This is a genomic window from Bacteroides acidifaciens (assembly GCF_024623065.1).
GTDB lineage: Bacteria > Bacteroidota > Bacteroidia > Bacteroidales > Bacteroidaceae > Bacteroides > Bacteroides acidifaciens.
Genome location: NZ_JANJZR010000025.1, coordinates 31,738 through 58,687 on the forward strand (window position 1 = coordinate 31,738; position 26,950 = coordinate 58,687).

Sequence of the window (26,950 nt, forward strand, 5' to 3'; positions counted from 1 at the left end):
TTTTCATCATAATCATTAATATTTAGTTCCCTACTCCCAGCCCTGCATTCGTATGTCAACCTTCAGCCTTTCTTTTTTAAAGTCTTCTTTCGCCTTTGTGTTAATAGTGTCGATGGTTTTAGTACGGGTGCCGTTGTAGATTGTGTCGAAGCATACCATTAGCAATGCGGCTTTTTCCGTTTGGGAAGGTTAAAAGCAGAGTGAAGCAACTAACTCCCATAAAGTATTCAGATTCGATTATTTTTAGTATTCAAACTCTACCCCGTACCATTTATAAAATTTCGTCTTATAAACCATATCAAGCAATAGTTGGTTTGTTATTTCTGGCTCTTTAATGACATCGGTTGAAAATATGTCTTTTTTTAAAGCTCCAAATTTTAATAACCGATATTTCTTTTCTTCTCCCAGCAAACGCCAGGATGTTGTTAGACTTGGCAAAGCTTCTACCGCTTTTCTTAAAGCCTTTGTTGCTGATGCATAATCTCCAAACCAATGCATTATATATCCATATCGTGCCAAATCTGATGGACTTTGTAAGTGTTGAGTAGAATATCTGTAGATTTCTTTTTTTAACTCATGATAAAATGCTGAATCATTATTTTTCCATTCCTTAACTTGCTGCATTGTTAATAAACGAGGATTATTAAAAATTGCTTTTACAAGAGGATTAATAGATTTCTTTAATAACCCTTTTTGGTAACATACATTTCCAAATGCCCAAGAGTAAAGAGAATTATTGGGATAATCGTATGCTAGGTTTTCTAAAAGGCAATATCCTTGATCCATTTTATCTGTTTGCAAATACAACTGAGACAATAAATAAGTGAGTTGAACATCTCTCGGGCTATATTTTTGAGCTTTTTTCAAAAAAGATATTGCTTTCTCTGCATAAATATCCTGTTTTATCTCTTGGTAGTTTTTAGCACATTCCATTCCCTGATTCACTAAATAAGGAATTCTATTTCCTGGAATATTATATCGTTGCGAGTCGAGGTTGACGAATAAGATTCCACCTCCATAAACGGTTAATAACAACCCTGGTATTAAGTATGATTTTCTATCTTTTGCCGGCTCACAAATTTCTGGTTCGGGCGCTTGTCTTTGTAGAAAAGCTAACAATATAAAAAACATAAGCCATACAAAAGGAATGTCGAACATTGTTGATTGTGCCATTTCTTTGGTCGACAATGCGATTAAAGTAGCAATGATTATCCAAGTATTTTCGTCTTTTCTACGGCTTAATGCAATTCCGATTATCTCTACTAGCAACAGTAGATAAGGTATTATTCCAATGATGCCCTTTTCAATTAGTAATTTGATAATAATGTTTGGTGCAAAAGTTGTAAAAGGAACAGTACTGTCTTGATTTAGTGATTCATCTATAACAAGGGTATAGCTTCCGTTTCCATATCCGAGAATGGGATGCTTCTCAAAAATCTCCCAAGCGGCATAAGTCGAATTTATTCTCCATTCGCTACTCCGTTGTTGTGAAACAGTGGCATTCATGCGCAGGGTAGTTTTCATTTCGGTAGGGAAAAGTATAGCGATTATAGCAATGGCTGCAAAAACGGCGAGCAGCGGTTTCCAGTGCTTGGCACTTTTAGTTGCAGCGATCCATATCACCAAGTAAATGCCTAGTGCAACATAAGCCCCTCTGGAGAAAGAGAGCAAAATCGTTACTATTGTTAGAAATATGAATATACTGGAATAGCGGCGTATAAAACAAATCCACCCTAAAAGTACTAATAGTATTTCTGCCCATACATTGGTTACATATCCTAATGGGCGGAATAAAAAACGAAAATGATAGGTGTCTGTGAAGCCTGCCTCTAATACGGAATTGCGGAATATAATAAACGAACAGACAGTCAGTATCAGAGCTGCCCCAATAGGTAAATAACTTCCTACCTGAAATAGATTCAGAGATTTGCCGGTAGCCAAAAGCTTCCTCACAATCAAATAAACGGTGAATCCATAGAATGAAAATATCATGTTGTATACAGCTGGTACAGCACAACTGGCATAAAAGCATAATACTAAATCATAGGCTACTATGATACTCAACGTCCAGTCTATAAATGTCCATTGTTGGATAGGAAGCGGGCGGACAAATGCTAGAGCTACAATTGACAATAGCATTCCAATCCGGTAATGGTCTTTGAATTGGAATATCTCTATTGTCAACACTGCCAGTAGCAATATTGTAGCCACATAAAAACTGGTATTAAGCTTGTTCTCCATTCTTGCTATTCTGTTTTTTCAGACTACGAATCATTTTCGTAAATAGGTATCCCAATAGTGCGAGGAACAACAGTTGTATTCCGATGTTGCGCATTAAAGCAAAAGGAGGTGTTAGGTTATTAGACAAATAGAGAATGAGTTCCTGCATCTCTCTTGGAAATGAAAGCAGAAAATTATATAGGAAACGTGGAATAATGTATATGAAATAGTATCCCATGAAGAAATTCACTATCACCGCGTATATCGCCAGTCCCCATCTCTCCGCGAGACCTATCCGCAATAAATAGGGCATTTGTTGGATGCGGCGTCTCATAATTCGATACCAGTAATATTTGATTATTTCAATAGAACGTTTACGTAAACTTGGCACTCCTAGGAGGTCAGATACAATCCAGTAACCATCGAATTTAAAGAATGGATTGAGAGTCATCAAAAAGCCTAAATTGAGAATTAATATCATATATCGCAGCATATCGTCACCGGTCATCCAGAAACCGACCAGTAAAACTATAAGAAAGAAACATTGGAAATAGACCCCTGCGATATTTACCATAAATCGTTGCTTTCTATTTAATTTCCATATTTCCGTTACATCTGTATATAGGACGGGAAAATTTAAGTAGATCCCAAAACCGATACTTCCGTGTTTTACCCCACAATATTTACAAGCTGAGGCATGTCCTAATTCGTGAAAGAATGAAGATACTAACATAAATATCAGCAGTCCTGCCATACCAAAAGCATTTGCTCTGTTATTGAAAACTAATAAGTCGGGAACATTGATAAAAAAGAATATGTCCATAATTGTTGCTATAGATAGCAAGCTCCACATAAATTTCCTATTGAATAGAAAAGAAAATCTTTTTGAAAAACGCTCAACAGTGGCGGCTGTTAGAAGTTCCTTTTCGTAAAGGAATGTACATTCTTTCTCTTTGGGAATTGTAAGAAGAGGGTCAATATGCTTTTTAATGAGACTTTCTGTCTGTTCAAAGGTATATTTTCCCTCTTTCTTATTAATATAAGTTTGTATAGCTGCTTCTTGAGTCTCATTCTGTTGTAGGTCAGTTAATAATTCTGCTAAGGGCTGGTTAACCTCAAAATATCTCCCGTTGCAAGAAAGTAGATAATGCTCCTTTTCTGTGGAAGAAGAGAACGGAGAAATGCTGATAGTGTTGTATTTATTCATCTTTTAATAAGCTTTTAGGATGGCACTGTTAATATGTCTGTTCGTGTTATTGTCGTCTCGTGCGGTTTTCTTTCCGAAATTATGTGTATAAATCACTTTTAGAAAGCCTGTCTGTTGATATATGCGCCCTGTCACATAATTTGTGTAATTGTAAGCATCTAATGTCACTGATTGTTTCCACTGGCGGTGTTTGGTAAAAGGGCTTTCCGCTCCTGCTTCCACCAACCAGTTTCCACAACTCCAGCGTGCCGTTAATCCGTATTTAGCCGGTTCATATTTATGGATCAAATCTGCACTAAAACTTTTCGAACTTGTTTTGCCATAAAGACTACATGATAAATCTTTCCAGTAATAGTCCATTTGAATCAATCCGGAAAGACTGCTCGATTTGTCGGAAATCCCTTTAAAGAGAGAAGTAATTGACCAATATCCGTCCATTTTTAAACGAAAATTTTCCGACACTTTCCATGTGGCGGATAGCATGCCTTCATGATGATGGGCACTTACATCACTACGAAAGGTGTTTATGAGTCTACCGTCTTTAATAAAAAACTCATCAGTATTAACATGTTCAACTCTTTCGTAATGAAGTGCCGCATATAGATTGAGGTTTTTAAACTGGCCGCTATAGTTGAAATTGACATCTCCAAAAATAGTATTATCCAAGTTAGGATTTCCTCTTTTAATGATTAATGAATCAATTTCTTGTACAGCATTACTTAATTGGGAAATTTGAGGTTGTGTGTTGCCTAAAACTCCATTGAAAACGATTTGATGTAGGCTGGAGATTCGATAAGTTAAATTTGTTTTCAAGCGTGGTGAGATTTGGCTAATACGCTTCTCGTTATGTAAGCGATATTGCAGTGACGATAATCCGGGGGATACACTGAATGTTAGATTCTTTTTAAACATTCGATTGTATTCTGCATAAAACAAGGTTTGGCCTGTCCATAAATGCTGCCAAGATGAATTGTTTCCATCATAATGGGAAGAACTAATGGTATGATAGTGCCCTATTCGGAGAGATAAAGCATTGCGTTCTTTCCATCGTATTCCATACTTTATATCTGCTCGAACTGTATAGATATCTTCTTTTGTATGAGTTAAAGTGGTATATTTATCTTCCAGGTAATTGTAAGAATAAGAATTATTAGCATAGGTACCTGCCAATGACGACTCAATATACTGATTGTTTTTCAAGTTAAAATATCCATATAAATCTATAGTAGGCATATTGCCGGACTGATTAGTTGTTTTGCTCGACTCTTTATTCATTGTGTGTCCGCCGCCATACTCAAGTAATTCCCGGCTAAAGTTGTCTGGTGCATCATTACGCACGAATGATATTTTCGCCAATAAATTACGTTTTTTATTCTGGTTAGCTATGTTTAACTGTACATATTGGTTGTCGCTCTTAACCTTATTATCCAGTGTATTAGTTTTTCTATCTATAGCATATTTAGGAAAGATAAAATATTCGTGATTATCATTTATATCCCCCTTGTATTTGTTCATGCTATATCCCGCAAAAAGCGTATAATTCATGTTGCCATGTGACAGTTTGCTCACTATGTTATAGTCTCCATTGAGGTATCCCATAGCTTGCCGTCCATCAATTGCCACGTATCCCCCTGACTTGTACTGACGGGTAACATAGTTGATTGCAGCAACATCGTCGGCGTACCTCCCTGATGGTGTGTCGAAATACTCTACTTTCTCTATATCTCGTGGTCTTAAACTCTGCACTTCTCGATAATCAGCTTTCCTCCCATCAATATATAAAGTGGCTTCCCCACCAAATGTTTTTACTTTTCCCTTTATCCTGTCCACTTCCATTCCAGGAATCATCAAATTATATAATAAATCATACCCTGTACCTGCTTGTTTTACCTGTTGCTTGTCAGGCAAAATGAGTAGCCTATCCTTTTGCCGGATAACAGAAGCTCCTTTTACCACCACTTCGTTCAACTCTATGTTATCTGTTTCCATTATCACTGGTGGTAGTTCGTTTTTCTTCTCTGTTGTATTGGCGTTAACTATTTGCTTTTTATATCCTATTGAGGAAAAAACTATAAAATAAGGTGAAGGGGAAACCTTTGTAAATTGATAATAGCCTAATGTGTCAGTGGTTGTACCAGTCACAAAGCTTGAATCGACACGGAATAGTTGTACTGAAACATATGATAATGATTGGCCTTCCAAATCTGTTACTTTACCAGCAATGCTGCATTGGGCATAAAGAATTTGTGGAAATAGAAAAATGGTCAATAAATAAACAAAAAAAACGACGGTATATTTCATATATCTCAATTTATTGTATCATAGGAATCAAATTAACTGTAAAATAGAGAATTCTCCATTGAGGAGCATTCTCTATCGTCTTGGATGAATGTATCTTTTTAAGATATATTCATTTCCAATAGCCTAGCCCCAATTGGTGGATTCGGAATCACATTTCCAACAAAGGAGGTCAACATCTCCTGACGAAGCATCCATTGTTGTGACCAAGTCTAATAATCCATTAGCTAATAATGGATCAGTTTCCAAACGTTTTTCCAGTTCATGAACGAACATCTCGTCGCACAGTTCTTCGTTAACAGGCTGAATGCCAGCCACTGCATTTTTCTTTAATTCTTTCATTTGATTTTTGAATTAGTGGTTAATAATAGTGATTGTTTATATGTTGAATATGCTCTGTTTACAGACAGAGGATATACAGATTTAAATTTGAAACAAGCAGATGCCTTAAAACCATCTTTTGTATGAACAGAACGAGCTAAACATCCTCCTCCACATAATAGTGCATATTTACAAGATTGACAATTAAGAGCATTTCCGGTATTTCTTTCAAACCAATGCTTACGTACTTCTGTCCATTCAGGTTCTTCGTTTGTGTAATGCCCAATAACTTGGTCTGGTTTTCCGACTGTTTCAAGGCATGTAAATATATCTCCTACGGGATCTAGAAGATAGCTTCCATATTGAGCAGAACAACTAGCAGAATATAAACGGCAACGAGAACCATTTTCTAAATATGATAGATAATGTCTATAAATGCCAAAGTCTTGATAATATATTTCTCCATTGTATGTCTTTTGATGTTGCTTATTAAATGTATCCATTGATAAATAATTGATATCAACATCGCAGTTATCATTCTCATTATATTTTCTTAATATGGAAGAGTATGTTTTGAAATGAGGATTTGATGTGAATCCTAGTTTTTTAAATAATTCATTTAGCGATTTGAAATCTTGAAAATTGTTACTATCTGTATTAACTCTTACCGATACATCAATATTTTTTCTTAATAAGATACCAATGTTATTAACTATTTTATCAAAACTGGCTCCTTCTTCATAATGAAATCTACGAGAATTATGATTTTCTTTATCCCCATCAAGTGTAATTTGAAAGAAACTAAAATATTCCGGAGATAAGATGTTCTCAAAATAGTCAATGTCATATCCATTGCTGATTACTTTGAATGTATATCCTAATTGATGACCTTTCAGAACAATATATTCTATTACTTCTTTGTTTTGGCGCAAGAAAGGTTCACCCCCATAAAGAAGTATATTTTTATAATGTAATTCTTTTCTAGGCTCAATTTTCATCATGGTTTTATAGGCTTTATCTACCATCTCTTTTGTAAATGTCCATTTAGACCATTGATTCCCATGATTAGATATTCCATTCTCAAAGCAATAAGAACATCTGAAGTTACAGTCATAGCTAATAATGAATCCAAATGTTTTGTACAATTTACTTTGAGTTTTATGTAGAAGTTGTGCTAATTTCTTTACATACTCAATTTCCTCTTCTTGAGTATGTGTTGTTAGATATCCTCTTTTCTGTAAATATGCTATAGTTTGTTCTGGTAATGAACTTGTTTTGGAAAAATCTTCTATTTCCTTCCAAATGTCTTTATCTAAAATATCAATAGCACCAGTATAGCCATGAGTTAACAGATATTTATCATCTTCAATTTCTAACTTGACTGGAATTGTGTAATATGATAATCTCAGCTTTTCCATTTTTTTTTATTCTAATAAGTTTTACATTTAAATATTACAGATATACATCTGTTTATGGTTAGAAAAAAAGAATACTTGTTCTTCTTTGCCTCGTGTCCAGTCTCTTAGCATCAAAAGAGCATTATCAGGTACTTTGCATTCTATCGTATTTTTATTCGCTACTTTTCTTAATAAAGAAATCCATCCTTTTCTTTTATCAAAATAGAATAACTCATATTCATCTCCTATGCGGATAAAGTTATCGTCATTTCGCGGTACGCAGATCGCATATGTGATATTAACCTCTTTGCCGAAATCGAAAATTATTGAATCGCCTTTGTTCTTTGATAAAAAGTATGTAAGTGGATCATTATCAAAGCAATTTTTCAATTGCATTTCTGGGTCTTTGTTATTATATGATTCTCCTGAAATAATGTTTTGTGGTATTAATTCTTCCCGATCATTAAAAAAATGTAACTCTGCTAATTCAAGTAAAACATCATTTCGAGCTATATATTTAAGATACCTGTTCTTTTGGTATAAGGTATCCATAGGATATGTATTAAAGCATACATAAGGCGTGTCACATACTTCATATAATTTCTTGTTAATCCTATTCCGATGATTTCCTCCATAGAATTGTGCTTTAATAATTCGATACATTCGTTCCTGATTCCATCTAAAAAGAGGAAATTTGCGGTAAAGTGTTTCAGTCTTTATTTTGCTTAAATCTGCTTTAAGATAATGGAGTTGGCCATCAATGAAAACAAAAGGTTCAGACTCTAATTCTAACTTTTCGGATATTCCAGATAGTAGTAGATAAATGTTACGATCCTCAACTGCTCCAAAAGAAACACTATCTTCATGTATTTCTCCTTTACAAATAGGAATTATCCGTTCTTTATTAAATGTTCCTAAATAATACCTTTTATTTATATCTCTCACTGGCAGACTTAATCTGCTTTGAAAGTACTCATTTGAGACATCTTTCTGAAAAATTTTCTTCAATGTAGGAGGAATTGTCACATCAGTCCAAGAGGCTAATATATCATCCTGTATTTGGAACGTTTTCCTATAAATCTTACATTTTTTTCGTTCGTCTGTTCTCATTTCGTTTCTTATTGGATAATATTCCATATAACAAAAGGGTATATTTTGTTTGTTTGTATCTAACAATACACACCAACTATGAGAACTATAAGTTTCTGGTGAATAAGCATAGAAATCGTTTTGGACAGGAATACCTAAAGAACGTAATACGTGGATAGTAAAATTACTTTCTTCTGTACATCCACCTGTGCGATAATCGAGAAGAAAAGAGGGGGATGCACAAACAGTTATATTGTTAAATATATGTGTATGATGGAAACCTTCTTCACGTAAGCGCTGACAAATTGTAGTTGCTGCTTCTACGATATCAGAACCCGTGTAAACCGAATCTAAAAGATAACCATAACGTTCAGCATATATTTCTCTCCAATCTTCCAATGGCTCATTATCAACCCGATATGGCAGTAAATATTCACAAAATTCTGAAAAAGAATAATACTTACCCCATGGTCTTTTACGCCAAGCATCGAAAGCATGATCTATATTATGTATTAAAAAGTCTGCTTTAATACATTCTGCATCTGCAACTTGTTCAAAATTGACATTTCTATTTATGCTATCTAAGATTTCTGAACGAACAGTTCCATTAATTACAAATTCTTTTTTAGCTAACTCAATTAAAGAAATATTTTTGCTATATCCTCCATAGTGATAAGACATATTTTCTATTAAAAATAATGCAGCAGCATACTTTAACGTATCAGAGTCGTGTTTATAATGTTCTATTACTTTTAAGAGTTCGCTTGTATTCTCTTTGGCTTTTTCTAATGCAAGTGCCAATTTTTTATTGTCTCTCGAAGAACAAGATGTCGAAAAGAAATAAAGAATAATTAATAATATATGACTGTGTCTCATATAGGTTAACATTATTTGAATTTGTTGTAATGTCAAATAAATATCTTTTATTGATAGTATTTTTACTAATGCCAATTATTACGCTTGAGCCAATGAAATAATGTATTATCAATAGCTTTAAAATGTACAATTAAACTTAGATGGCAATCTCTTAGTATATGATGAGTTATGTCATGGTTTCATAAACTAAAATTTCCATATAATTGCCAGTTTGCTGACGACAATTCTATTTTGTATTCTCCCGTTTCTTCTGTTCCTAAATCAATAGTTGTGTACTTAGTGCTAGCATTATAAGTTTGCTCATACACTACTTCGCCTGTTGATATATTCGTTATGGTTATTTTAAAATCAGATTCGAAGTCTAATGACTCGGTCGTTAATAAATGATCCATGAGAAATACCTGTGCTGGGAATAGAGTACGTTGTGTAGAATGTTGTTCTGAACCACGTAGTATAACAGTTTGGCGTGTTGAATAAGTATCAATCCCACTATTGGCAAGACACGGTAATTGTGTGACTAGCATACTGCATAGTACGAAAATAAGTAGTTCTTTTTTCATGTCTGTAAAATATAAATTCGGTTTTTCATTTTTGATGTTGCAAACATAGGGATTAGCGTTGATTTGTTTTGTGTAGTATTTTGTTAAAACTTAATTAACAAATGCACGCTTGTTGAAAATCAATACATTACAATTAAATATCTTCTATTAGAATATCAAATTTTATAGGCGTCTCTATATCCATCCTCTTCATGATAGCATCTCTTCTTTTGTATGCAGCATTGGAAGTGCAACCAAATACATTCGCAATATCCGCATATTTCATGCCGATTTTAACCAAACAGCAGAAATAGACATCTTCTTTCAATAGTCGTTCATGCTTCCCCGTCAATCGCTTGATAAACCCATGTGTTAATTGGTCTATTTCCGAAATCAATGTTTCCCATATTTCATTCGGTACTTTTTCGGTTGCATCCGGATTTTCATAATTGTGTTGTTTTATGGTTAATAAACTCTTGTAGGCGACAGACTGACTTGTTAATAAACTGTCGAACAAATAACTTTTTTCTTTTTTTATGTTAGTCAGTTGTTCTGTTAAATGGATATTATATTTCGCGTCATCTGGTAATTGTATTTGTTGCATAAGTTGTTCTATCGCTTTCTCTTTTTCTGCAATAGCTTTTTTAATATCTGTGTATATCTTGTTTTTTTCTTTTAATAACTCATTAAGACAGCTATTCAGTTGATCTAAATATTGTTTATCTTCATTATACTTACTACATTTTTGTCTCAACACCGTTATTTCTGCATCTTTATCCTCCATATCTTTTTTCATTTGGATGGATTGTGTGGAGATAGCTTGTAATAGAGATTCCTGTTCCTGTTTTAGTTGTTGTGCTTTTCGATGGTATTTGATTCGTTTGTATGCAAAAAGAATAATGAGTATTATTATGAAACTACCCCCGGCGTAGATATAATGTAAGTATAATGATAGGTTACTCCTGTGTTTTTGTTCACTTTGTTGGAGAAGGGTCTCTTTTTCAACTGCTAAAATTTCCTTTGTGCGTTCAATGTGTTTTGTGCTATCCATATATACTTCATAGTTATCTTTGAAATGTAATGCTTCGGCAAAGTTTCCTTTTTTTCGTGCTACATTTTCTAGTATGATGCAAGCACCGGCTTTAGTGTAAAAACTGGGAGAAAATAGGCATTTATGAGCATAATAAACTGCTGAGTCATTCTGGTTGCTTTTGTAATAAGCATCGCTTAGACTTAGATATATGCCATATAGTTGAGTGGTGTCTTTTTGCAGCATAAGCTCACGTCTGATATATGAAATAGCCTTTTCCGGTTTTTCCATTTCGTTATAAAGAATTCTTAGGGAGCTAATAACTTCTATTTTTACATATGGATTATTCAGTCTTTCAGCAATGGGTAAGGCGCGGTTTAACAACTCTTCGGCTTTGCCATGAAATGCGGCTCCTTTCATAATACAAATATCCGCTCGTTGTACAAGTAACGTTGCTAAATGGGCAGAGTCAGCCTCTTGTTTAAGAAGTTCTTCTTCGCATACATAAAGAGAGTCCGCTTTGTCCAGTAGATCTTGCTGGTAGTATACATACCCAAGGTTACCATATAGCATACACAATAGTTTATGGTCTTTGGCTTGTTTCACTAATGGCATTGCTTTGAGAAATTCGCGTATGGTGGCAGGATTATTTCCAGATTCCTGATACACTCTTCCGAGATAATAATGGGCTTTTGCCTGCATTGTTATATCATTACCTATCGAATCATAATACTCGGTGGCTATACGAATTAAAGAATCTGTGGTTGGTGTAACGTAGTTTTTGTCTTGTGCTTGGGTTAGTAATAAGGCATATTTAGCATTTTGGGCAGGTGTTTTTATCTCTGACACGCAGACATTCTCCAGTAGATACAATGCGCTGTCCGGACGGGTGGACATCAATGAATCTGCAGCAGATAAAAGTAAATCTCCACTCCCTTTTTGTTGGCAGGCAAAGGTTACGAATATCAGATTAAATAAACAGAGGTAATATATTAGTCTGTTATGTTCTTTGGTCGGGTGCTTGATGTTTTTCATAATTCGGCTTTATATATATAGTACAATTGTGGATTCTGCATTGCTTATCTTATCGTTGCTAATTTATGTTTATTTAAAACATTTGTTGGGAGAAGTTTTTCGTTTGTTTTGTGCGGTAATGAATATATTTTATTCATTACCAATATTAAGAATCAGCTTTCTTATTACTGATAAACTACCGTCTTATCGTATACTTTATTTCTATTTATTAATCGCCGACTATAGTTGTCTACCTGGCTGACTATAGTCGGCTGATTGGACAACCTCAGTCGGCTAGATGGACAACTCCAGTCGGCTTCTTGGGTGCAAGCTGTTCAATTTGCTAAGATTGACAATCCAGATGCGAAGGTTACGGGCTGTGAAAGTGCAAACTATGGGAATTGTGAAGGCGTGAAGGGCGTGAAGAAAAGACTTTTCTTTATTTGTTCACAGAAAACACCTGTCAAACAAATGATTACCATCCGTGAAGGATGTGAAGGAGGAGAACTAAACTTTATTGAGGCTTTGGTAATTTTCGGCACAATTAGTTCAAAACCGCATCGGTTTTGAGTTATTCTTTGGTTTTGTTATTGTATGGAAACTATACTTGAAGAATCCTTTTTCTGTTTTGTGTCAAAATGTATATCCTTTCAATCAAAATGCGTAAGGAGCACGAGGAGGGAATCGCCTATCTTTGCAATATAGGTAAATGGATACCTTAAATATATAGACAGAATACCATGAAACAAAACTTTTTTGCAGTCGACCTGGGCGCAACGAGCGGCCGTACAATCTTGGGAACTTTCATTGAAGGCGGATTAAACCTCGAAGAGATTAACCGTTTCCCTAATCATCTGATTGAAGTCGGTGGTCATTTCTATTGGGATATTTATGCATTATACCGTCATATTATTGACGGCTTGAAACTGGTGGCTCACCGTGGTGAATCTATCACTTCTATCGGCATTGATACGTGGGGAGTGGATTTTGTATGTGTCGGAAAAGACGGAAACCTGCTTCGCCAGCCTTATGCGTATCGTGACCCGCATACGGTAGGAGCACCGGAAGCTCTTTTCTCCCGCATCTCGCGTAGCGAAGTATATGGTAAGACGGGTATTCAGATAATGAATTTTAATTCACTTTTTCAGTTGGATACTTTACGTCGTAATAACGACAGTGCGTTGGCAGCAGCAGATAAGATTCTGTTTATGCCGGATGCATTGAGCTATATGCTGACCGGGGAAATGGTGACGGAATATACGATTGCTTCGACAGCCCAACTGGTGAATGCGCAGACCCGTCGTCTCGAACCGGAATTGTTGCAAGCAGTCGGCTTGAGTGAAAAGAACTTCGGCCGTTTTGTATTCCCGGGTGAAAAGGTCGGAGTATTGACAGAAGAAGTGCAGAAGATTACCGGGCTGGGAGCCATTCCCGTGATTGCCGTAGCCGGACATGATACGGGTTCTGCTGTTGCCGCTGTTCCGGCATTGGACCGCAACTTTGCTTATCTGAGTAGTGGCACCTGGTCGCTGATGGGCGTTGAAACGGACGCTCCAGTGATTAATGCTGAAACGGAAGCGTTGAACTTTACCAATGAAGGCGGTGTGGAAGGAACTATCCGTCTGCTGAAGAATATCTGCGGAATGTGGTTGCTGGAACGCTGTCGTTTGAATTGGGGGGATACAAGTTATCCCGAACTTATCAGTGAGGCAGATGCTTGTGAACCGTTCCGTAGCTTGATTAATCCCGATGATGACTGCTTCGCGAATCCTGCGGATATGGAAAAAGCCATTGCAGAATATTGCCATGCCACCGGACAGCCTGTTCCCGAACAGCGCGGGCAGGTGGTGCGCTGTATCTTTGAGAGCCTGGCTTTGCGTTATCGTCAGGTATTGGAGAATTTACGTTCACTGTCTCCCCGCCCGATTGAGACCTTACACGTGATTGGCGGTGGCAGCCGTAATGATTTGCTGAACCAGTTTACTGCCAATGCTATCGGTATTCCGGTGGTTGCGGGGCCGTCCGAAGCTACCGCTATCGGTAATGTAATGATTCAGGCAATGGCGGCAGGTGAAGAGACGGATGTGGCAGGGATGCGCCGGTTGATAAACAGTTCCATCCCGTTGAAAACTTATCATCCGCAGGATACGGAAGCGTGGGACGCGGCTTATATACACTTTAAAAACTGTATCCGATAATTAATAAGAATAATCATTTTAAACAATAGAATATCATGAAAAAAGAAGAACTGATTCAGAAAGCGTATGAGGTTGCTGTGGAACGTTATGCAGCAGTAGGTGTGGACACCGAACAAGTATTGAAGACTATGCAGGATTTTCATCTGTCACTCCACTGCTGGCAGGCTGACGATGTAACAGGATTTGAAGTACAGGCAGGTTCACTGACCGGTGGTATCCAAGCTACCGGCAACTATCCTGGCAAGGCCCGCAACATCGACGAACTGCGTGCCGACATCTTGAAAGCCGCTTCTTATATTCCGGGTACTCACCGTCTGAATCTGCATGAAATCTACGGTGATTTCCAGGGCAAGGTAGTAGACCGTGACCAGGTAGAACCGGAGCATTTCAAGAGCTGGATAGAATGGGGTAAGGAACATAACATGAAACTTGACTTCAACTCCACTTCTTTCTCGCATCCGAAGTCAGGTGATTTGTCTCTTTCTAATCCGGACGAAGGTATCCGCCAGTTCTGGATTGAGCATACAAAACGTTGCCGTGCAGTTGCCGAAGAAATGGGTAAGGCACAGGGCGACCCGTGTATCATGAATCTTTGGGTGCACGACGGAAGCAAAGATATCACAGTGAACCGCATGAAATATCGTGCATTGTTGAAAGATTCTCTGGACCAGATTTTCGCTACCGAATATAAGAACATGAAGGACTGTATCGAATCTAAAGTGTTCGGTATCGGTCTGGAAAGCTACACGGTAGGTTCCAATGACTTCTATATCGGTTATGGTGCTTCACGCAACAAGATGATTACGCTGGATACCGGTCACTTCCACCCGACGGAAAGTGTGGCTGACAAAGTATCTTCACTGTTGCTTTATGTTCCCGAACTGATGTTGCACGTAAGCCGTCCGGTCCGTTGGGATTCCGACCACGTCACTATCATGGACGACCCGACTATGGAACTGTTCAGCGAAATCGTTCGTTGTGGCGCATTAGACCGCGTACACTATGGTCTTGACTATTTCGACGCTTCTATCAACCGTATCGGCGCTTACGTAATCGGTAGCCGTGCCGCACAGAAATGTATGACTCGCGCCCTGCTCGAACCGATTGCCAAATTGCGTGAATACGAAGCCAACGGACAGGGATTCCAACGTCTGGCTCTGCTCGAAGAAGAAAAAGCGCTTCCGTGGAATGCTGTATGGGATATGTTCTGCTTGAGGAACAATGTTCCGGTGGGCGAAGATTTCATTGCGGAAATCGAAAAGTACGAAGCCGAAGTAACTTCTAAACGATAAGTTATGGATATTTTAATCGGCTTGTTGATTATAGCCATCGGTAGCTTTTGCCAGTCCAGTTCCTATGTACCTATTAAAAAGGTAAAGGAATGGAGCTGGGAAAGCTTCTGGTTGATACAAGGTGTGTTTGCCTGGCTGGTGTTCCCGTTCCTGGGTTCACTGCTGGGTGTATCCCAAGGGGGCAGTCTGCTCGACTTGTGGGGAGCGGGAGGTGCTGGAATGAGCATCTTTTATGGTATATTGTGGGGAGTGGGTGGTCTGACGTTCGGACTTTCCATGCGCTATCTGGGGGTTGCATTGGGGCAAAGTATCTCATTGGGTACTTGTGCCGGTTTCGGAACACTTCTTCCGGCTCTTTTTGCAGGAACGAATTTGTTCGCAGGCAACGGACTGATTCTTTTGCTGGGTGTTTGTATTACGTTGGCTGGTATTGCCATCATCGGTTATGCCGGTAGCCTGCGTGCACAAAACATGAGTGAAGAGGAAAAGCGTGCTGCCGTGAAAGATTTTGCTCTGACAAAAGGGTTGTTGGTAGCATTGATGGCGGGTGTGATGAGCGCTTGCTTCGCTTTGGGGCTGGATGCCGGAACGCCTATCAAGGAGGCAGCTTTGGCAGGTGGTGTTGAAGGACTTTATGCGGGGCTTCCTGTTATCTTCCTGGTTACGCTTGGAGGCTTCCTGACAAATGCAGCTTATTGTCTGCAACAGAATGTGGCTAACAAAACGATGGGCGACTATGCCAAAGGAAAAGTGTGGGGCAATAATCTGGTGTTCTGTGCGTTGGCAGGCGTACTATGGTATATGCAGTTCTTCGGATTGGAGATGGGCAAGAGCTTCCTCACCGAAAGCCCGGTGTTGCTGGCTTTCTCCTGGTGTATCCTGATGGCATTGAATGTAACCTTCAGTAATGTTTGGGGAATAATTCTGAAAGAATGGAAAGGGGTGTCCACCAAGACTATCACTGTGCTGATAGCTGGTCTGATTGTCCTTGTCTTCTCTTTGGTGTTCCCAAATTTGTTCTAAAAAAATCAAGAACGGATTACACGGGTTACGCAGTTTTTTTATAACTTGCGGCAAAACTCGTGTAATCCGTGCCTAATTTAAAAAAATATATATATAATGAAATCAATTTTAGAGAATCGTCCGGCACTTGCCAAGGAAGTAAACAAGGTAGCGGAAGTTGCCGGATACTTGTGGCAGAAAGGATGGGCCGAACGTAATGGTGGCAATATCACTGTCAATATCACAGAGTTTGTAGACGATGAAATCCGTCAGATGGAGCCGATCAGCGAAGTAAAGTCTATCGGTGTGACGCTTCCTTATCTGAAAGGCTGCTATTTCTACTGCAAGGGAACTAATAAACGCATGCGTGATTTGGCCCGCCGGCCGATGGAAAACGGTTCGGTAATCCGTATTCTGGATGACTGTGCCAGCTATGTGATTATTGCGGATGAAGCCGTAGCCCCGACATCGGAATTGCCTTCTCACTTGAGCGTACACAATGACCTGTTGAGAAAAAACTCTCCTTATAAAGCATCTGTACACACACACCCGATTGAGCTGATTGCCATGACACATTGTCCGAAGTTCCTGGAAAAAGATGTGGCCACCAATCTGCTGTGGAGTATGATTCCCGAAACAAAGGCATTCTGCCCGCGTGGTCTGGGTATCATTCCTTATAAATTGCCCAGTTCGGTAGAACTGGCGGAAGCTACCATCAAGGAATTGCAGGACTATGATGTCGTGATGTGGGAGAAACATGGCGTATTTGCAGTGGATTGTGATGCTATGCAGGCATTCGACCAGATTGATGTACTCAATAAGTCGGCTCTGATTTATATTGCAGCCAAGAATATGGGCTTCGAACCGGATGGCATGAGTCAGGAACAGATGAAAGAAATGTCAGTAGCTTTCAATCTTCCTAAATAATATTTGTACGCCAGTCGTTGAATTTGGGAGTGGACACTGCCGGAATGAGTGAAGCGGAAGGTGTGAAGGCGGCTATTGAAGCAGTAAAAGCCCTTTCCCTTAGCATCGGCATCCCTCAGAAACTGCATGAAATCAATGTGAAGGAGGAGGATATTCCTGCATTGGCAGTGGCGGCTTTCAATGATGTTTGTACGGGTGGTAATCCTCGTCCTACTTCGGTAGCAGATATCGAAGCTATATATCGCAAAGCTTTCTAAAAGCTGGTTCTTGCGGAAGCTCTTTTCACCACAGATTGCACAGGTTTACACAGGTTTATACAGGTTTACACAGATTTAATTCTTAAATTATTGATTCTTCTATATCAAGATTCCGTATTAATCCGTGCAGTCTGTGGTGTTTCCTTGCTACAACCGGATGTTTTTTTGTATCCTTGCGTGTGTTTTCTGAAAATAATGTCTATTTTTGTCCAATTCAATTGCATGAAAACACACTGGTATGATCGAGGATAATAGTTTAGGACTTGAATTCAAATATCTGATTGTAAATGACATGGACCGCAAATTCGGCCTGTGGGTAAATACTGTCGGCTATCAATCCATTCCTCCCGATTCGCCTTACCCGTTGAAAGAGCATCCTTCCGGCTACTTCTTTAATGCGGAAAAAGGGCGGGTGCTTCGTGAGTATCAATTGGTATATATCACCAAGGGTCGCGGTTTGTTTTCGTCCGATTCTACCTCTGAAAAGCAAGTTTGTAAAGGCAGGCTGATGGTCTTGTTTCCCGGCCAGTGGCATACATATCGTCCGTTGCGGCAGACTGGTTGGACGGAATATTATATCGGTTTCGAGGGTCCTATGATAGACGCCATTGTTGGTGATGCTTTTTTGTCGCAGGAACAGCAAATACTGGAAATAGGCCTTAATGAAGAGTTAGTCTCATTATTCTCCCGTGCTCTTGCCGTAGCCGAAGCGGATAAGATTTCCGCGCAACAATATCTTTCCGGGATTGTGCTCCACATGATAGGGATGATTCTTTCCGTCTCCAAGAATAAAGTTTTTGAGATGAGTGATGTGGACCAGAAGATCGAACAGGCAAAGATTATTATGAACGAGAATGTATCCGGCAATGTGGACCCGGAAGAGTTGGCTATGCGGCTCAATATCAGCTATTCATGGTTCCGTCGTGTCTTTAAGGAGTATACAGGTTATGCTCCTGCCAAATATTTCCAGGAATTGAAACTTCGTAAAGCCAAACAACTGCTGGTGGGAACTTCCCAGTCTGTGAAAGAGATTTCTTTCTTTCTTGGTTTTCAGTCTACCGAATATTTTTTCTCTTTCTTCAAGAAGCGTACGGGGCTTACTCCGCTGGAGTATCGTTCGTTCGGGCGGGAGGAATGAATTGCCGCATAGCCCTGATGTAAACCTTGTGTGCGGTTGTCCTGACTCAAGATAAGGGACCTTTTTCTATGATTTTTATAAGAATATCATCCCCGCTATATTTCCTGTTATGATGCGATGCGGATGTAATGTCGGGTTGGTCGAATCCGGAAATGAATATAGAATTGCACGAAGAGTAGTTTTCGATTACTATATGTAAATATTAGTAAGATGATTGATGAATGGATGTGCAACTGAGTCTAAATACTGCCTTGTTAATAGAAAAGGATGATATTATGTTAATTGTCTTATTATAAAAGAATTAACCTGTTAATAACTTTGTTGATATCCTTGTTGATAATTGAAATAGGATTGTGAATAACATTAATAAAGAAGAGCTGCCATAAAAAAGAAGAACCGCATTTCTGCGATTCTTCTTATCTTAGTTGCGGAGATCCGACTCGAACGAATGACCTTTGGGTTATGAGCCCAACGAGCTACCAACTGCTCCACTCCGCGATGTTTAACGAGTGCAAAGGTACGGCTTTATTTGGAATACACAAATTATTTGGAGAATATTTTTCTAATAAATTCTCCTTTTTTTCTTATATGACTGAAAATGAGTAGTATAATATTGAGACTTTTTTTTAGTACCTCAAAATACACAAATGTTAATATTCTCTCTATTTTCTTGTATGGTCTAAAGAAAAGCGTTACTTTTGCTCAAAATATTCAGCAATGTGCAATTTGTAACCTATGACCGTATCCAAGACAAAAGCCAAGTTAGTAGATGTAGCCCGTCAGTTGTTTGCGAAGATGGGAGTAGAAAATACGACTATGAACGATATCGCTCTTGCTTCTAAAAAAGGGAGACGAACGCTTTATACTTATTTTAAAAGTAAGGATGAAATCTATCTGGCTGTTGTGGAATCGGAATTGGATATTTTGTCGGATATGATGAAGCGGGTAGCCGAGAAAAACATTTCTCCGGACGAAAAACTGCTGGAGCTGATATATACCCGATTAGACGCAGTGAAAGAGGTGGTCTATCGGAACGGGACGTTGCGTGCTAACTTTTTCCGTGATATATGGCGGGTGGAGAAGGTGCGTAAGAAATTCGACGCAAAGGAAATACAGTTCTTTAAGACTGTTCTGTTGGAAGGACAGGCAAAAGGAGTTTTTCATATTGACGATGTGGAGATGACTGCCGACTTGATACATTATTGTGTGAAAGGCATTGAAGTTCCTTATATTCGTGGACATATAGGTGCACATCTGGATGAAGATACAAGAAACAGATATGTGTCCAACATTGTGTTTGGCGCACTGCATAGAACAGAAATTTAATTAAATAACTTTTAGTATGGGATTATTAGACGGAAAAACAGCCATTGTGACCGGTGCTGCTCGCGGTATTGGTAAGGCTATCGCTCTTAAGTTTGCTGCCGAAGGCGCAAACATCGCATTTACTGACCTTGTCATTGACGAAAATGCAGACAATACAGTTAAAGAATTGGAAGCAATGGGTGTGAAAGCCAAAGGTTATGCTTCTAACGCTGCTAACTTTGAAGATACTGCAAAGGTCGTAGAAGAAATCCACAAGGACTTCGGACGTATTGATATATTGGTAAACAATGCCGGTATCACTCGTGACGGCTTGATGATGCGTATGAGCGAACAGCAATGGGATATGGTAATCAACGTGAACCTGAAGTCTGCATTTAACTTCATCCACGCTTGTACCCCCATCATGATGCGTCAAAAAGCTGGTAGCATTATCAATATGGCATCTGTCGTAGGTGTTCACGGAAATGCTGGACAGGCTAACTATGCTGCTTCTAAAGCAGGTATGATTGCATTGGCTAAGTCTATCGCACAAGAGTTGGGCTCTCGCGGCATCCGTGCCAACGCTATCGCTCCGGGATTCATCCTGACAGACATGACAGCTGCTCTATCTGACGAAGTAAGAGCTGAATGGGCAAAGAAAATTCCTTTGCGTCGTGGTGGTACTCCTGAAGATGTGGCAAACATCGCTACCTTCCTGGCTTCTGATATGTCTTCTTATGTATCAGGTCAGGTGATTCAGGTAGATGGTGGTATGAATATGTAATCGAACAGAATGACTGTTGTATACGAAGACAACCATATCATTGTAGTCAACAAGACCGCTTCCGAGATTGTCCAGGCAGACAAGACGGGGGATACACCGCTTTCGGAGAGTGTGAAACTGTATCTGAAAGAGAAGTATCAGAAACCCGGAAATGTCTTCATCGGTGTGACACACCGGCTGGACCGCCCCGTAAGCGGTCTTGTTATTTTTGCCAAGACGAGTAAGGCACTTACGCGTCTCAATGATATGTTCCGCACCAGTGAGGTGAAGAAGACTTATTGGGCAGTCGTGAAAAATGCGCCGAAAGAACCGGAGGGCGAACTGGTGCATTTCCTTGTGCGCAATGAAAAGCAGAACAAGAGTTATGCGTACGATAAAGAAGTGCCGAATAGCAAGAAGGCGATTTTAGACTACCGTTTAATAGGCCGTTCAGAGAATTATTTCCTGCTCGAAGTTGACTTGAAAACCGGACGCCATCATCAGATTCGCTGCCAACTGGCAAAGATGGGATGTCCTATCAAGGGAGATTTGAAGTATGGCTCTCCACGCTCCAATCCTGATGGAAGTATTTGTCTGCATGCCCGGCGAGTACGGTTTGTACATCCCGTCTCGAAAGAGTTGATAGAGCTTGAAGCTCCTCTTCCCGATGGAAACCTATGGAAAGGATTTGAACTGTTCTAGGCAGTGCAAATCCTTCTTCTTTTTGCCAAAAGAGTAAACTTGCCTGCCATTCTTCCGGTTAATTCTAGCGACAGCCGGTAAATTCCCCGATACATATTATATTTGCATCATTCGCTAATTAAATTACTATATTCAGTTATACTAAAAAAAAATACGAATGAAGGCATTTAAACTACTCGCACTTACTTCCTGCTTTTTACTTGCGACAGGAAGCGGAGTTGCACAACGGGACTATTCAAAAAGTGAAGGACTGCTTCAGTATGTCGACCCTTATATCGGCTCCGGTTATCACGGGCATGTATTTGTAGGAACGAGCGTTCCTTACGGCATGGTGCAGCTCGGCCCTAGCAATATCCATAAAGGATGGGACTGGTGCTCCGGCTATCATTATTCCGACAGCATCCTGATAGGTTTCTCGCATACTCATCTGAGCGGTACGGGATGTACCGACTTAGGTGATATTCTCATTATGCCGTTGAATGAAATCCGTACCCCTAGAGGAAATCAGGATGATATACGTGACGGCTACGCTTCCCGCTATTCGCACGATAATGAGATAGCCCGTCCCGAATATTACTCCTTACTTCTCGATCGCTATAATATCAGAGCGGAACTGGCGGCAACAGACCGGGTAGGCTTCCATCGTTATACATACCCCGAAGGCAAGCCTGCTTCTATATTGATTGACTTGCGCGAAGGGAACGGCTCGAATGCCTATGATAGCTATATCCGTAAAATAGACGACTATACAGTAGAAGGCTATCGCTACGTAAGGGGGTGGAGCCCTTCCCGGAAAGTCTATTTTGTGCTGAAGAGCGACAAGAAGATAGAGCAGTTTACAGCCTACGATGATAATACGCCGAAACCCTGGGACCAACTGAAAGTAGCATCCGTAAAAAGCGTCCTCACCTTCGGCAATGTAAAACAAGTAAAGATAAAGGTTGCTATTTCTTCCGTTAGCTGTGCCAATGCAGCAATGAACCTGCAAGAAGAACTTTCTCACTGGGACTTTGACAAAACAGTAAAGATGAGTGCCGGACGATGGAATAAAGAACTTGCAAGAATGACAGTAGAGACGGATGATGAGGCTTCCAAACGTACTTTTTATACTGCGCATTATCATACCATGATTGCTCCTACGCTTTATTGTGACGTGAATGGAGAATATAGAGGGATGAATGATATGATTTATACTGACCCGAAGAAGGTCAACTATACCACCCTTTCTTTATGGGATACCTACCGAGCCCTGCATCCTCTGATGACTATCATCCAGCCTGAAATGGTAGACAACGTGGTCAACTCCATGCTTTCCATCTACCGCCAGCAGGACAAGCTTCCTATCTGGCCTTTGATGAGCGGTGAAACTAATCAAATGCCGGGTTATAGCTCCGTCCCTGTCATTGCCGATGCTTACCTGAAAGGATTTACCGGATTTGATGCGGAAGAAGCATTGCAGGCAATGAAAGCGACTGCCACTTATGAGAAACAAAAAGGAGTCCCTTATGTGATAGAGAAAGGATATATCCCTGCCGATAAAATCCATGAAGCTACCTCGATAGCCATGGAATATGCAGTAGATGACTGGGGAATTGCCGCCATGGCACGTAAAATGGGAAAGACCGGAGATGCGGCAACTTACGCGAAACGTGCGCATTACTATAAAAACTACTTCGACTCTTCCATCCACTTCATCCGTCCGAAGTTGGAAGACGGTTCCTGGCGTACTCCTTATGACCCGGCACGTTCCATCCATACCGTCGGAGATTTTTGCGAAGGTAACGGCTGGCAATATACATTTTTCGCTCCGCAAGACCCGTATGGACTAATCGGGCTGTTCGGCGGTGATAAACCGTTTGTTGCAAAACTTGATGACTTTTTCACCAACAATGACAGCATGGGCGAAGGCGCATCCAGTGATATTACCGGACTTATCGGGCAATACGCACATGGAAATGAACCGAGCCATCACGTCGCCTACCTGTATGCATATGCCGGCGAGCAATGGAAAACGGCAGAGAAAGTCCGTTTCATCATGGATGAATTCTATACAGACCGACCGGACGGTATCATCGGCAATGAAGACTGCGGTCAGATGTCCGCCTGGTATCTTCTTTCATCCATGGGGCTTTATCAAGTGAATCCGTCGGACGGTGTATTTGTTTTCGGCAGCCCGTGTTTTAAGAAAGTCGAAATGAAGGTACGTGGTGGCAAGACATTTACAGTTGAAGCTCCCAACAATAACAAAGAGAATATTTATATCCAGAAAGTTTATTTGAACGGTAAGCCTTATAATAAGAGTTATATCATATATGATGATATTATCAACGGCAGCACTTTGAAGTTTGTAATGGGAAAGAAACCGAATAAGAATTTCGGCAAGGCTCCGGCAAACAGACCGGTTGCTTTGAATAAGATAAATGAATAAGAAGAACATAGTTTTCAATAGGTAATAGGATTCAGATAGTTGTTTGAACGTAGTTTTCAGTCCTCTTCCATAAGACTAACAGGTTTTATAGAAGAGGGCTGAATGTTATTAATGGAAACAATGGAATAGCGAATAGCGTTAAATATGTGCAAAGAGTTTGTACATAACTTGCTTGAATGTGATTGGCTGATTTCTCTTTGAGAATCCAAAAAAAATCCTGCTTTCAAACTCTATTCTTTTCAGTGAATAGGGATGAGAGCAGGATTTGTGTTTTCTATAACCGGCTGTTTGTTATTTCATTGCTTATGGCAGCGGGTCAGCCTTGGCGGGGCGTTTCGGGTCATAAACGGCTACGCCTACCTTGGAGTCTGCACAGCCATAATACAAATACCATTTGTTTTTGAAGTAAACCATTCCTTCGATAAAGACGGTGCCGTCTACATATTGCCCGCTTTTCTCGAAGCTGTCCATCGGACGGAAGAACGGTTCGTCAAGACGGGTGATGAAGCGGGTCGGTTCGTTGGCATCGAAAAGAGCTTGTCCGGCAGCATAGACGTTGGCGGTGTAGCGTTTGTCTCCTCTTCCCGCATGGTTCTTTCCGTTGTAGAGAAGGACGATCCCTTTTGGGGTGTAGATAGCCGGAGGTCCACATTCGGTCAGATGGCTGTCGAAATATCCGTCGCGGGGAGAGAATAGTTTCTTTAGGGAGCCGTCTATGTTGACAACAGGCGTCCAGTTGATTAAATCATCGGAAGTGGCGGCAAATACATGTTCTTCGCCCCAGTACATAAAGTATTGCCCGTTGATTTTCTTGATAAGCTGTTTTCCTTTTACTACTTCCGTCAGGATAGAGCCGGATTTGCATCCCAGGTTAAAGAATTTCCCGTTGTATGCTTTGGCAAAGGCAGGGCCGTGCTTTGTCCAGTCTTTCAGATTGCGGGAAGTGGCTACTGCCAGGCGGGGCACATGGCGGTTCCATTGCGTGTACATCATTACATAAAGTCCGTCTTCTGTCACGGCAACTCGCGGGTCTTCACAGCCACCCGGCCATTCCAGTTCTTTTTGCGAATCATTGTCCGGATAGAACACCGGCGACTTTTCCCGTTTGAAACGCGTGCCATCGGTAGAAGTGGCATAGCCGAGACGGGAAGTGCGGTGACCGATGCCGACACCGGACTTATCTTCTGAACGATACAATACGACAATCTCCCCATTGTAGAGTGTGGCTGCCGGATTGAAGGTGTCATTCGATTCCCAGGCAATGGAATCTTTTGCCAACGGGCAATAAAACTTAGTGTTTTCTATGGGAGATATTACAGGATTGACGTTCTTCGGACGTTCGAAACCGCCGAAAGCCCAATCGGGCAATTTGTTCTCTTTGTTATTGGCAGACTGTCCGTAGGCGGTACAGGTCATCATCGTTGTAGCAAGTAGAAATAAAAAAGTTGATTTCATAATCTATTAATTGGTTTATGAGGACAATTACTCCTCTACATATAAATTAAAAAAATAAAAAAATGCTGTCATCTGTCACATGATTAGATGCAAGTGCTTGATAATGCATGAGTTATTATGTGACAGCATGATGTGATAGCAATGTGACGACAACTGTTGCTGTCACATTGTGTGTGCTTACGGGAAAAGAATTGTTTCCTTATTTGAAACCATAGTTTCAACGGTGAGAAACCATAGTTTCAGCAGTGGGAAACTGTAGTTTCAAAGGCTTGAAACTTTAGTTTCTATTGCTTGAAACTCTTGTTTCCGAAGCATGAATCAATTATCTCATAGGCAAGAGCAGGGTAGGAACTACCGGATACTGTTCAATAAGTCCACTTTTCCTTCGTTGACAAGTCTCAGGATTAACTCCCCGAACAGTGTATTCTGCCATGCAAACCAGGAACGGGTGAAGTTTTTCGGGTCATTTTTATGGAAGGACTCGTGCATGAAACCTGTTCCGGCATCCGTGTCCATCAACATTTTGATGCAAGTCTTGATTTCCGCATCGTTCTGGCTGGTGAACGCTTTCATCATAATGCTCATCGGCCAAATCATGTCATATCCGATATGCGGGCCACCGATACCCTCTCCGGCAGTACCTTTGAAGAAGTAAGGATTATCCTCACTCCATACGAATTTGCGGGTATTCTGATAAATCGGGTCGTTCACTTTTACGTCTCCCAGATGTATGTTGGCTGTGCCCAAGAGTGCCATGGATAAGCAAAAGGCTTTAGTAATATTCATGGTAATAGTTTTTAATTGATTAAATTTCGGCAAATAATTCGATGAGACAAGCATTGTCGAGCAGCCATTTATACTGCTCTTCGTTGTGTCCCGACCAATCCCGGCCTAATAGTCCGTTTTCGTCCCGGTAACTTTCCCAGGCATGCACGGCATTGTCTGCCATGGCATCGACATACATCGGATTCTTGTCAACTTTATACAGGGCTTTCAGTCCTCTGAATAAAATCACGTTGAACCACGCCATGTCTTTATGCACCTTGACTGCCGGGTCTTTCTTGTCGGCTTTTGTACGGAAAAATGCATCTGTTCCTGCGGCTGTCTGTTGTGCGTCGCGCAAGTACTGTTTGTCCCCTGTTTCCTCGTAAAGCAATACGCCCGCTTGAATCATCTGTCCGCTGTTGTAGGCATATTTGTCTTTGGAGATGTCTCCTTTCAGGTTGATATTGTCCCAGTAAAGGTGGTCGTCAGGGTCGCACAGATGCTTTTTCGTCCAGGCATAAGTCTCTTTCGCCTTTTCCAGATACCTGGCGTCTTTTGTCAGCCGGTACAGTTTGACACCGAGCACTGTCGACGGGGCGTTGGAACAAGTATGCTTCGCCTCTTTCTGCTGTTCGCACCAGAAGATGCCTCCCCCCCCAGACCGTCCGAGAACTCTGATTTTCGCTGTAGGATGGCATTCTTGCAGCGGATTTGAGGTCGTAGAGAC

The 26,950-nt window shown here is 40.2% G+C and carries 20 protein-coding genes, 1 tRNA gene and 2 pseudogenes; 11 read left to right on the plus strand and 12 right to left on the minus strand.

Annotated elements, in window-relative coordinates:
• Positions 1-243 precede the first annotated feature (243 nt).
• The 8 genes from NSB03_RS09570 to NSB03_RS09605 form a co-directional block, all read right to left on the minus strand.
• The gene (locus tag NSB03_RS09570; protein ID WP_120468259.1) at positions 244-2,241 is read right to left on the minus strand and encodes an O-antigen ligase family protein; all 1,998 of its coding nucleotides are present in this window, start codon (positions 2,239-2,241) and stop codon (positions 244-246) included.
• On the minus strand, positions 2,225-3,427 hold the full coding sequence (locus NSB03_RS09575) for a M50 family metallopeptidase (protein WP_024987929.1): 1,203 nt from the start codon (positions 3,425-3,427) through the stop codon (positions 2,225-2,227). Before NSB03_RS09575 ends, NSB03_RS09570 begins: the two co-directional genes overlap by 17 nt.
• A 3-nt stretch (positions 3,428-3,430) precedes the next feature.
• Entirely contained in the window at positions 3,431-5,728 is a 2,298-nt protein-coding gene (locus NSB03_RS09580; protein WP_120468257.1) for a TonB-dependent receptor, read from the minus strand.
• A gap of 123 nt (positions 5,729-5,851) precedes the next feature.
• Positions 5,852-6,067 (minus strand): hypothetical protein, encoded by a 216-nt coding sequence (locus NSB03_RS09585; protein WP_024987930.1) that lies wholly within the window; start codon positions 6,065-6,067, stop codon positions 5,852-5,854.
• Positions 6,064-7,464, minus strand: coding sequence for a radical SAM/SPASM domain-containing protein (locus tag NSB03_RS09590; RefSeq protein WP_024987931.1), 1,401 nt, complete (start codon positions 7,462-7,464; stop codon positions 6,064-6,066). The genes NSB03_RS09585 and NSB03_RS09590 overlap by 4 nt, the downstream gene beginning before the upstream one ends.
• Before the next feature lie 27 nt (positions 7,465-7,491).
• On the minus strand, positions 7,492-9,444 hold the full coding sequence (locus NSB03_RS09595) for a transglutaminase-like domain-containing protein (RefSeq protein ID WP_128824409.1): 1,953 nt from the start codon (positions 9,442-9,444) through the stop codon (positions 7,492-7,494).
• Between the two features lie 143 nt (positions 9,445-9,587).
• Positions 9,588-9,968 (minus strand): DUF3244 domain-containing protein, encoded by a 381-nt coding sequence (locus NSB03_RS09600; RefSeq protein WP_024987933.1) that lies wholly within the window; start codon positions 9,966-9,968, stop codon positions 9,588-9,590.
• Between the two features lie 133 nt (positions 9,969-10,101).
• Positions 10,102-12,012, minus strand: coding sequence for a hypothetical protein (locus NSB03_RS09605; protein ID WP_136014207.1), 1,911 nt, complete (start codon positions 12,010-12,012; stop codon positions 10,102-10,104).
• A 255-nt stretch (positions 12,013-12,267) separates the two neighbouring features.
• Between NSB03_RS09605 and NSB03_RS09610 the strand changes: the two genes are divergently transcribed.
• The 7 genes and pseudogenes from NSB03_RS09610 to NSB03_RS09640 all read left to right on the plus strand — a co-directional run bounded on the left by NSB03_RS09610 (position 12,268) and on the right by NSB03_RS09640 (position 18,805).
• Positions 12,268-12,561 (plus strand): hypothetical protein, encoded by a 294-nt coding sequence (locus NSB03_RS09610; RefSeq protein ID WP_121766493.1) that lies wholly within the window; start codon positions 12,268-12,270, stop codon positions 12,559-12,561.
• A gap of 170 nt (positions 12,562-12,731) precedes the next feature.
• The gene (rhaB, locus tag NSB03_RS09615; protein ID WP_024987938.1) at positions 12,732-14,189 is read left to right on the plus strand and encodes a rhamnulokinase; all 1,458 of its coding nucleotides are present in this window, start codon (positions 12,732-12,734) and stop codon (positions 14,187-14,189) included.
• Positions 14,190-14,224: 35 nt separating this feature from the next.
• A complete protein-coding gene (locus NSB03_RS09620) occupies positions 14,225-15,481 on the plus strand; it encodes an L-rhamnose isomerase (protein WP_024987939.1) in 1,257 nt (418 codons plus the stop codon).
• 3 nt (positions 15,482-15,484) lie between these two features.
• Positions 15,485-16,504: an L-rhamnose/proton symporter RhaT gene (gene rhaT / locus NSB03_RS09625; protein ID WP_024987940.1), complete on the plus strand. Its 1,020-nt coding sequence runs from the start codon at positions 15,485-15,487 to the stop codon at positions 16,502-16,504.
• Between the two features lie 96 nt (positions 16,505-16,600).
• Positions 16,601-17,410, plus strand: coding sequence for a rhamnulose-1-phosphate aldolase (gene rhaD / locus NSB03_RS09630; protein ID WP_024987941.1), 810 nt, complete (start codon positions 16,601-16,603; stop codon positions 17,408-17,410).
• A gap of 23 nt (positions 17,411-17,433) precedes the next feature.
• A pseudogene (locus NSB03_RS09635) lies at positions 17,434-17,667 on the plus strand (lactaldehyde reductase); the annotation flags it as partial.
• Between the two features lie 238 nt (positions 17,668-17,905).
• On the plus strand, positions 17,906-18,805 hold the full coding sequence (locus NSB03_RS09640) for an AraC family transcriptional regulator (protein WP_135035365.1): 900 nt from the start codon (positions 17,906-17,908) through the stop codon (positions 18,803-18,805).
• Positions 18,806-19,230: 425 nt separating this feature from the next.
• On the opposite strand, the gene NSB03_RS09645 is transcribed toward NSB03_RS09640, so the two are convergent.
• Positions 19,231-19,303 (minus strand) — tRNA-Met (locus NSB03_RS09645).
• 237 nt (positions 19,304-19,540) lie between these two features.
• Between NSB03_RS09645 and NSB03_RS09650 the strand changes: the two genes are divergently transcribed.
• The 4 genes from NSB03_RS09650 (at position 19,541) to NSB03_RS09665 (ending at position 24,003) form a co-directional block, all read left to right on the plus strand.
• On the plus strand, positions 19,541-20,131 hold the full coding sequence (locus tag NSB03_RS09650) for a TetR/AcrR family transcriptional regulator (RefSeq protein WP_024987943.1): 591 nt from the start codon (positions 19,541-19,543) through the stop codon (positions 20,129-20,131).
• A gap of 16 nt (positions 20,132-20,147) precedes the next feature.
• On the plus strand, positions 20,148-20,894 hold the full coding sequence (fabG, locus tag NSB03_RS09655; protein ID WP_009040273.1) for a 3-oxoacyl-[acyl-carrier-protein] reductase: 747 nt from the start codon (positions 20,148-20,150) through the stop codon (positions 20,892-20,894).
• A gap of 9 nt (positions 20,895-20,903) precedes the next feature.
• Positions 20,904-21,575 carry an RluA family pseudouridine synthase gene (locus tag NSB03_RS09660; protein ID WP_024987944.1) on the plus strand — a complete coding sequence of 224 codons (672 nt, stop codon included), beginning with the start codon at positions 20,904-20,906 and terminating at the stop codon, positions 21,573-21,575.
• Between the two features lie 157 nt (positions 21,576-21,732).
• Positions 21,733-24,003, plus strand: a complete 2,271-nt coding sequence (locus tag NSB03_RS09665; RefSeq protein ID WP_024987945.1) for a GH92 family glycosyl hydrolase — start codon at positions 21,733-21,735, stop codon at positions 24,001-24,003.
• Between the two features lie 303 nt (positions 24,004-24,306).
• On the opposite strand, the gene NSB03_RS09670 is transcribed toward NSB03_RS09665, so the two are convergent.
• The 3 genes and pseudogenes from NSB03_RS09670 to NSB03_RS09680 all read right to left on the minus strand — a co-directional run.
• Positions 24,307-25,458, minus strand: a complete 1,152-nt coding sequence (locus NSB03_RS09670; RefSeq protein WP_065537597.1) for a beta-1,2-mannosidase — start codon at positions 25,456-25,458, stop codon at positions 24,307-24,309.
• A 351-nt stretch (positions 25,459-25,809) separates the two neighbouring features.
• Positions 25,810-26,187 (minus strand): annotated as a pseudogene (locus NSB03_RS09675) (glycoside hydrolase family 125 protein); the annotation flags it as partial.
• A gap of 76 nt (positions 26,188-26,263) precedes the next feature.
• Positions 26,264-26,950 (minus strand): glycoside hydrolase family 76 protein (locus tag NSB03_RS09680; RefSeq protein WP_257466355.1); only part of this gene is annotated, 687 nt, incomplete at its 5' end.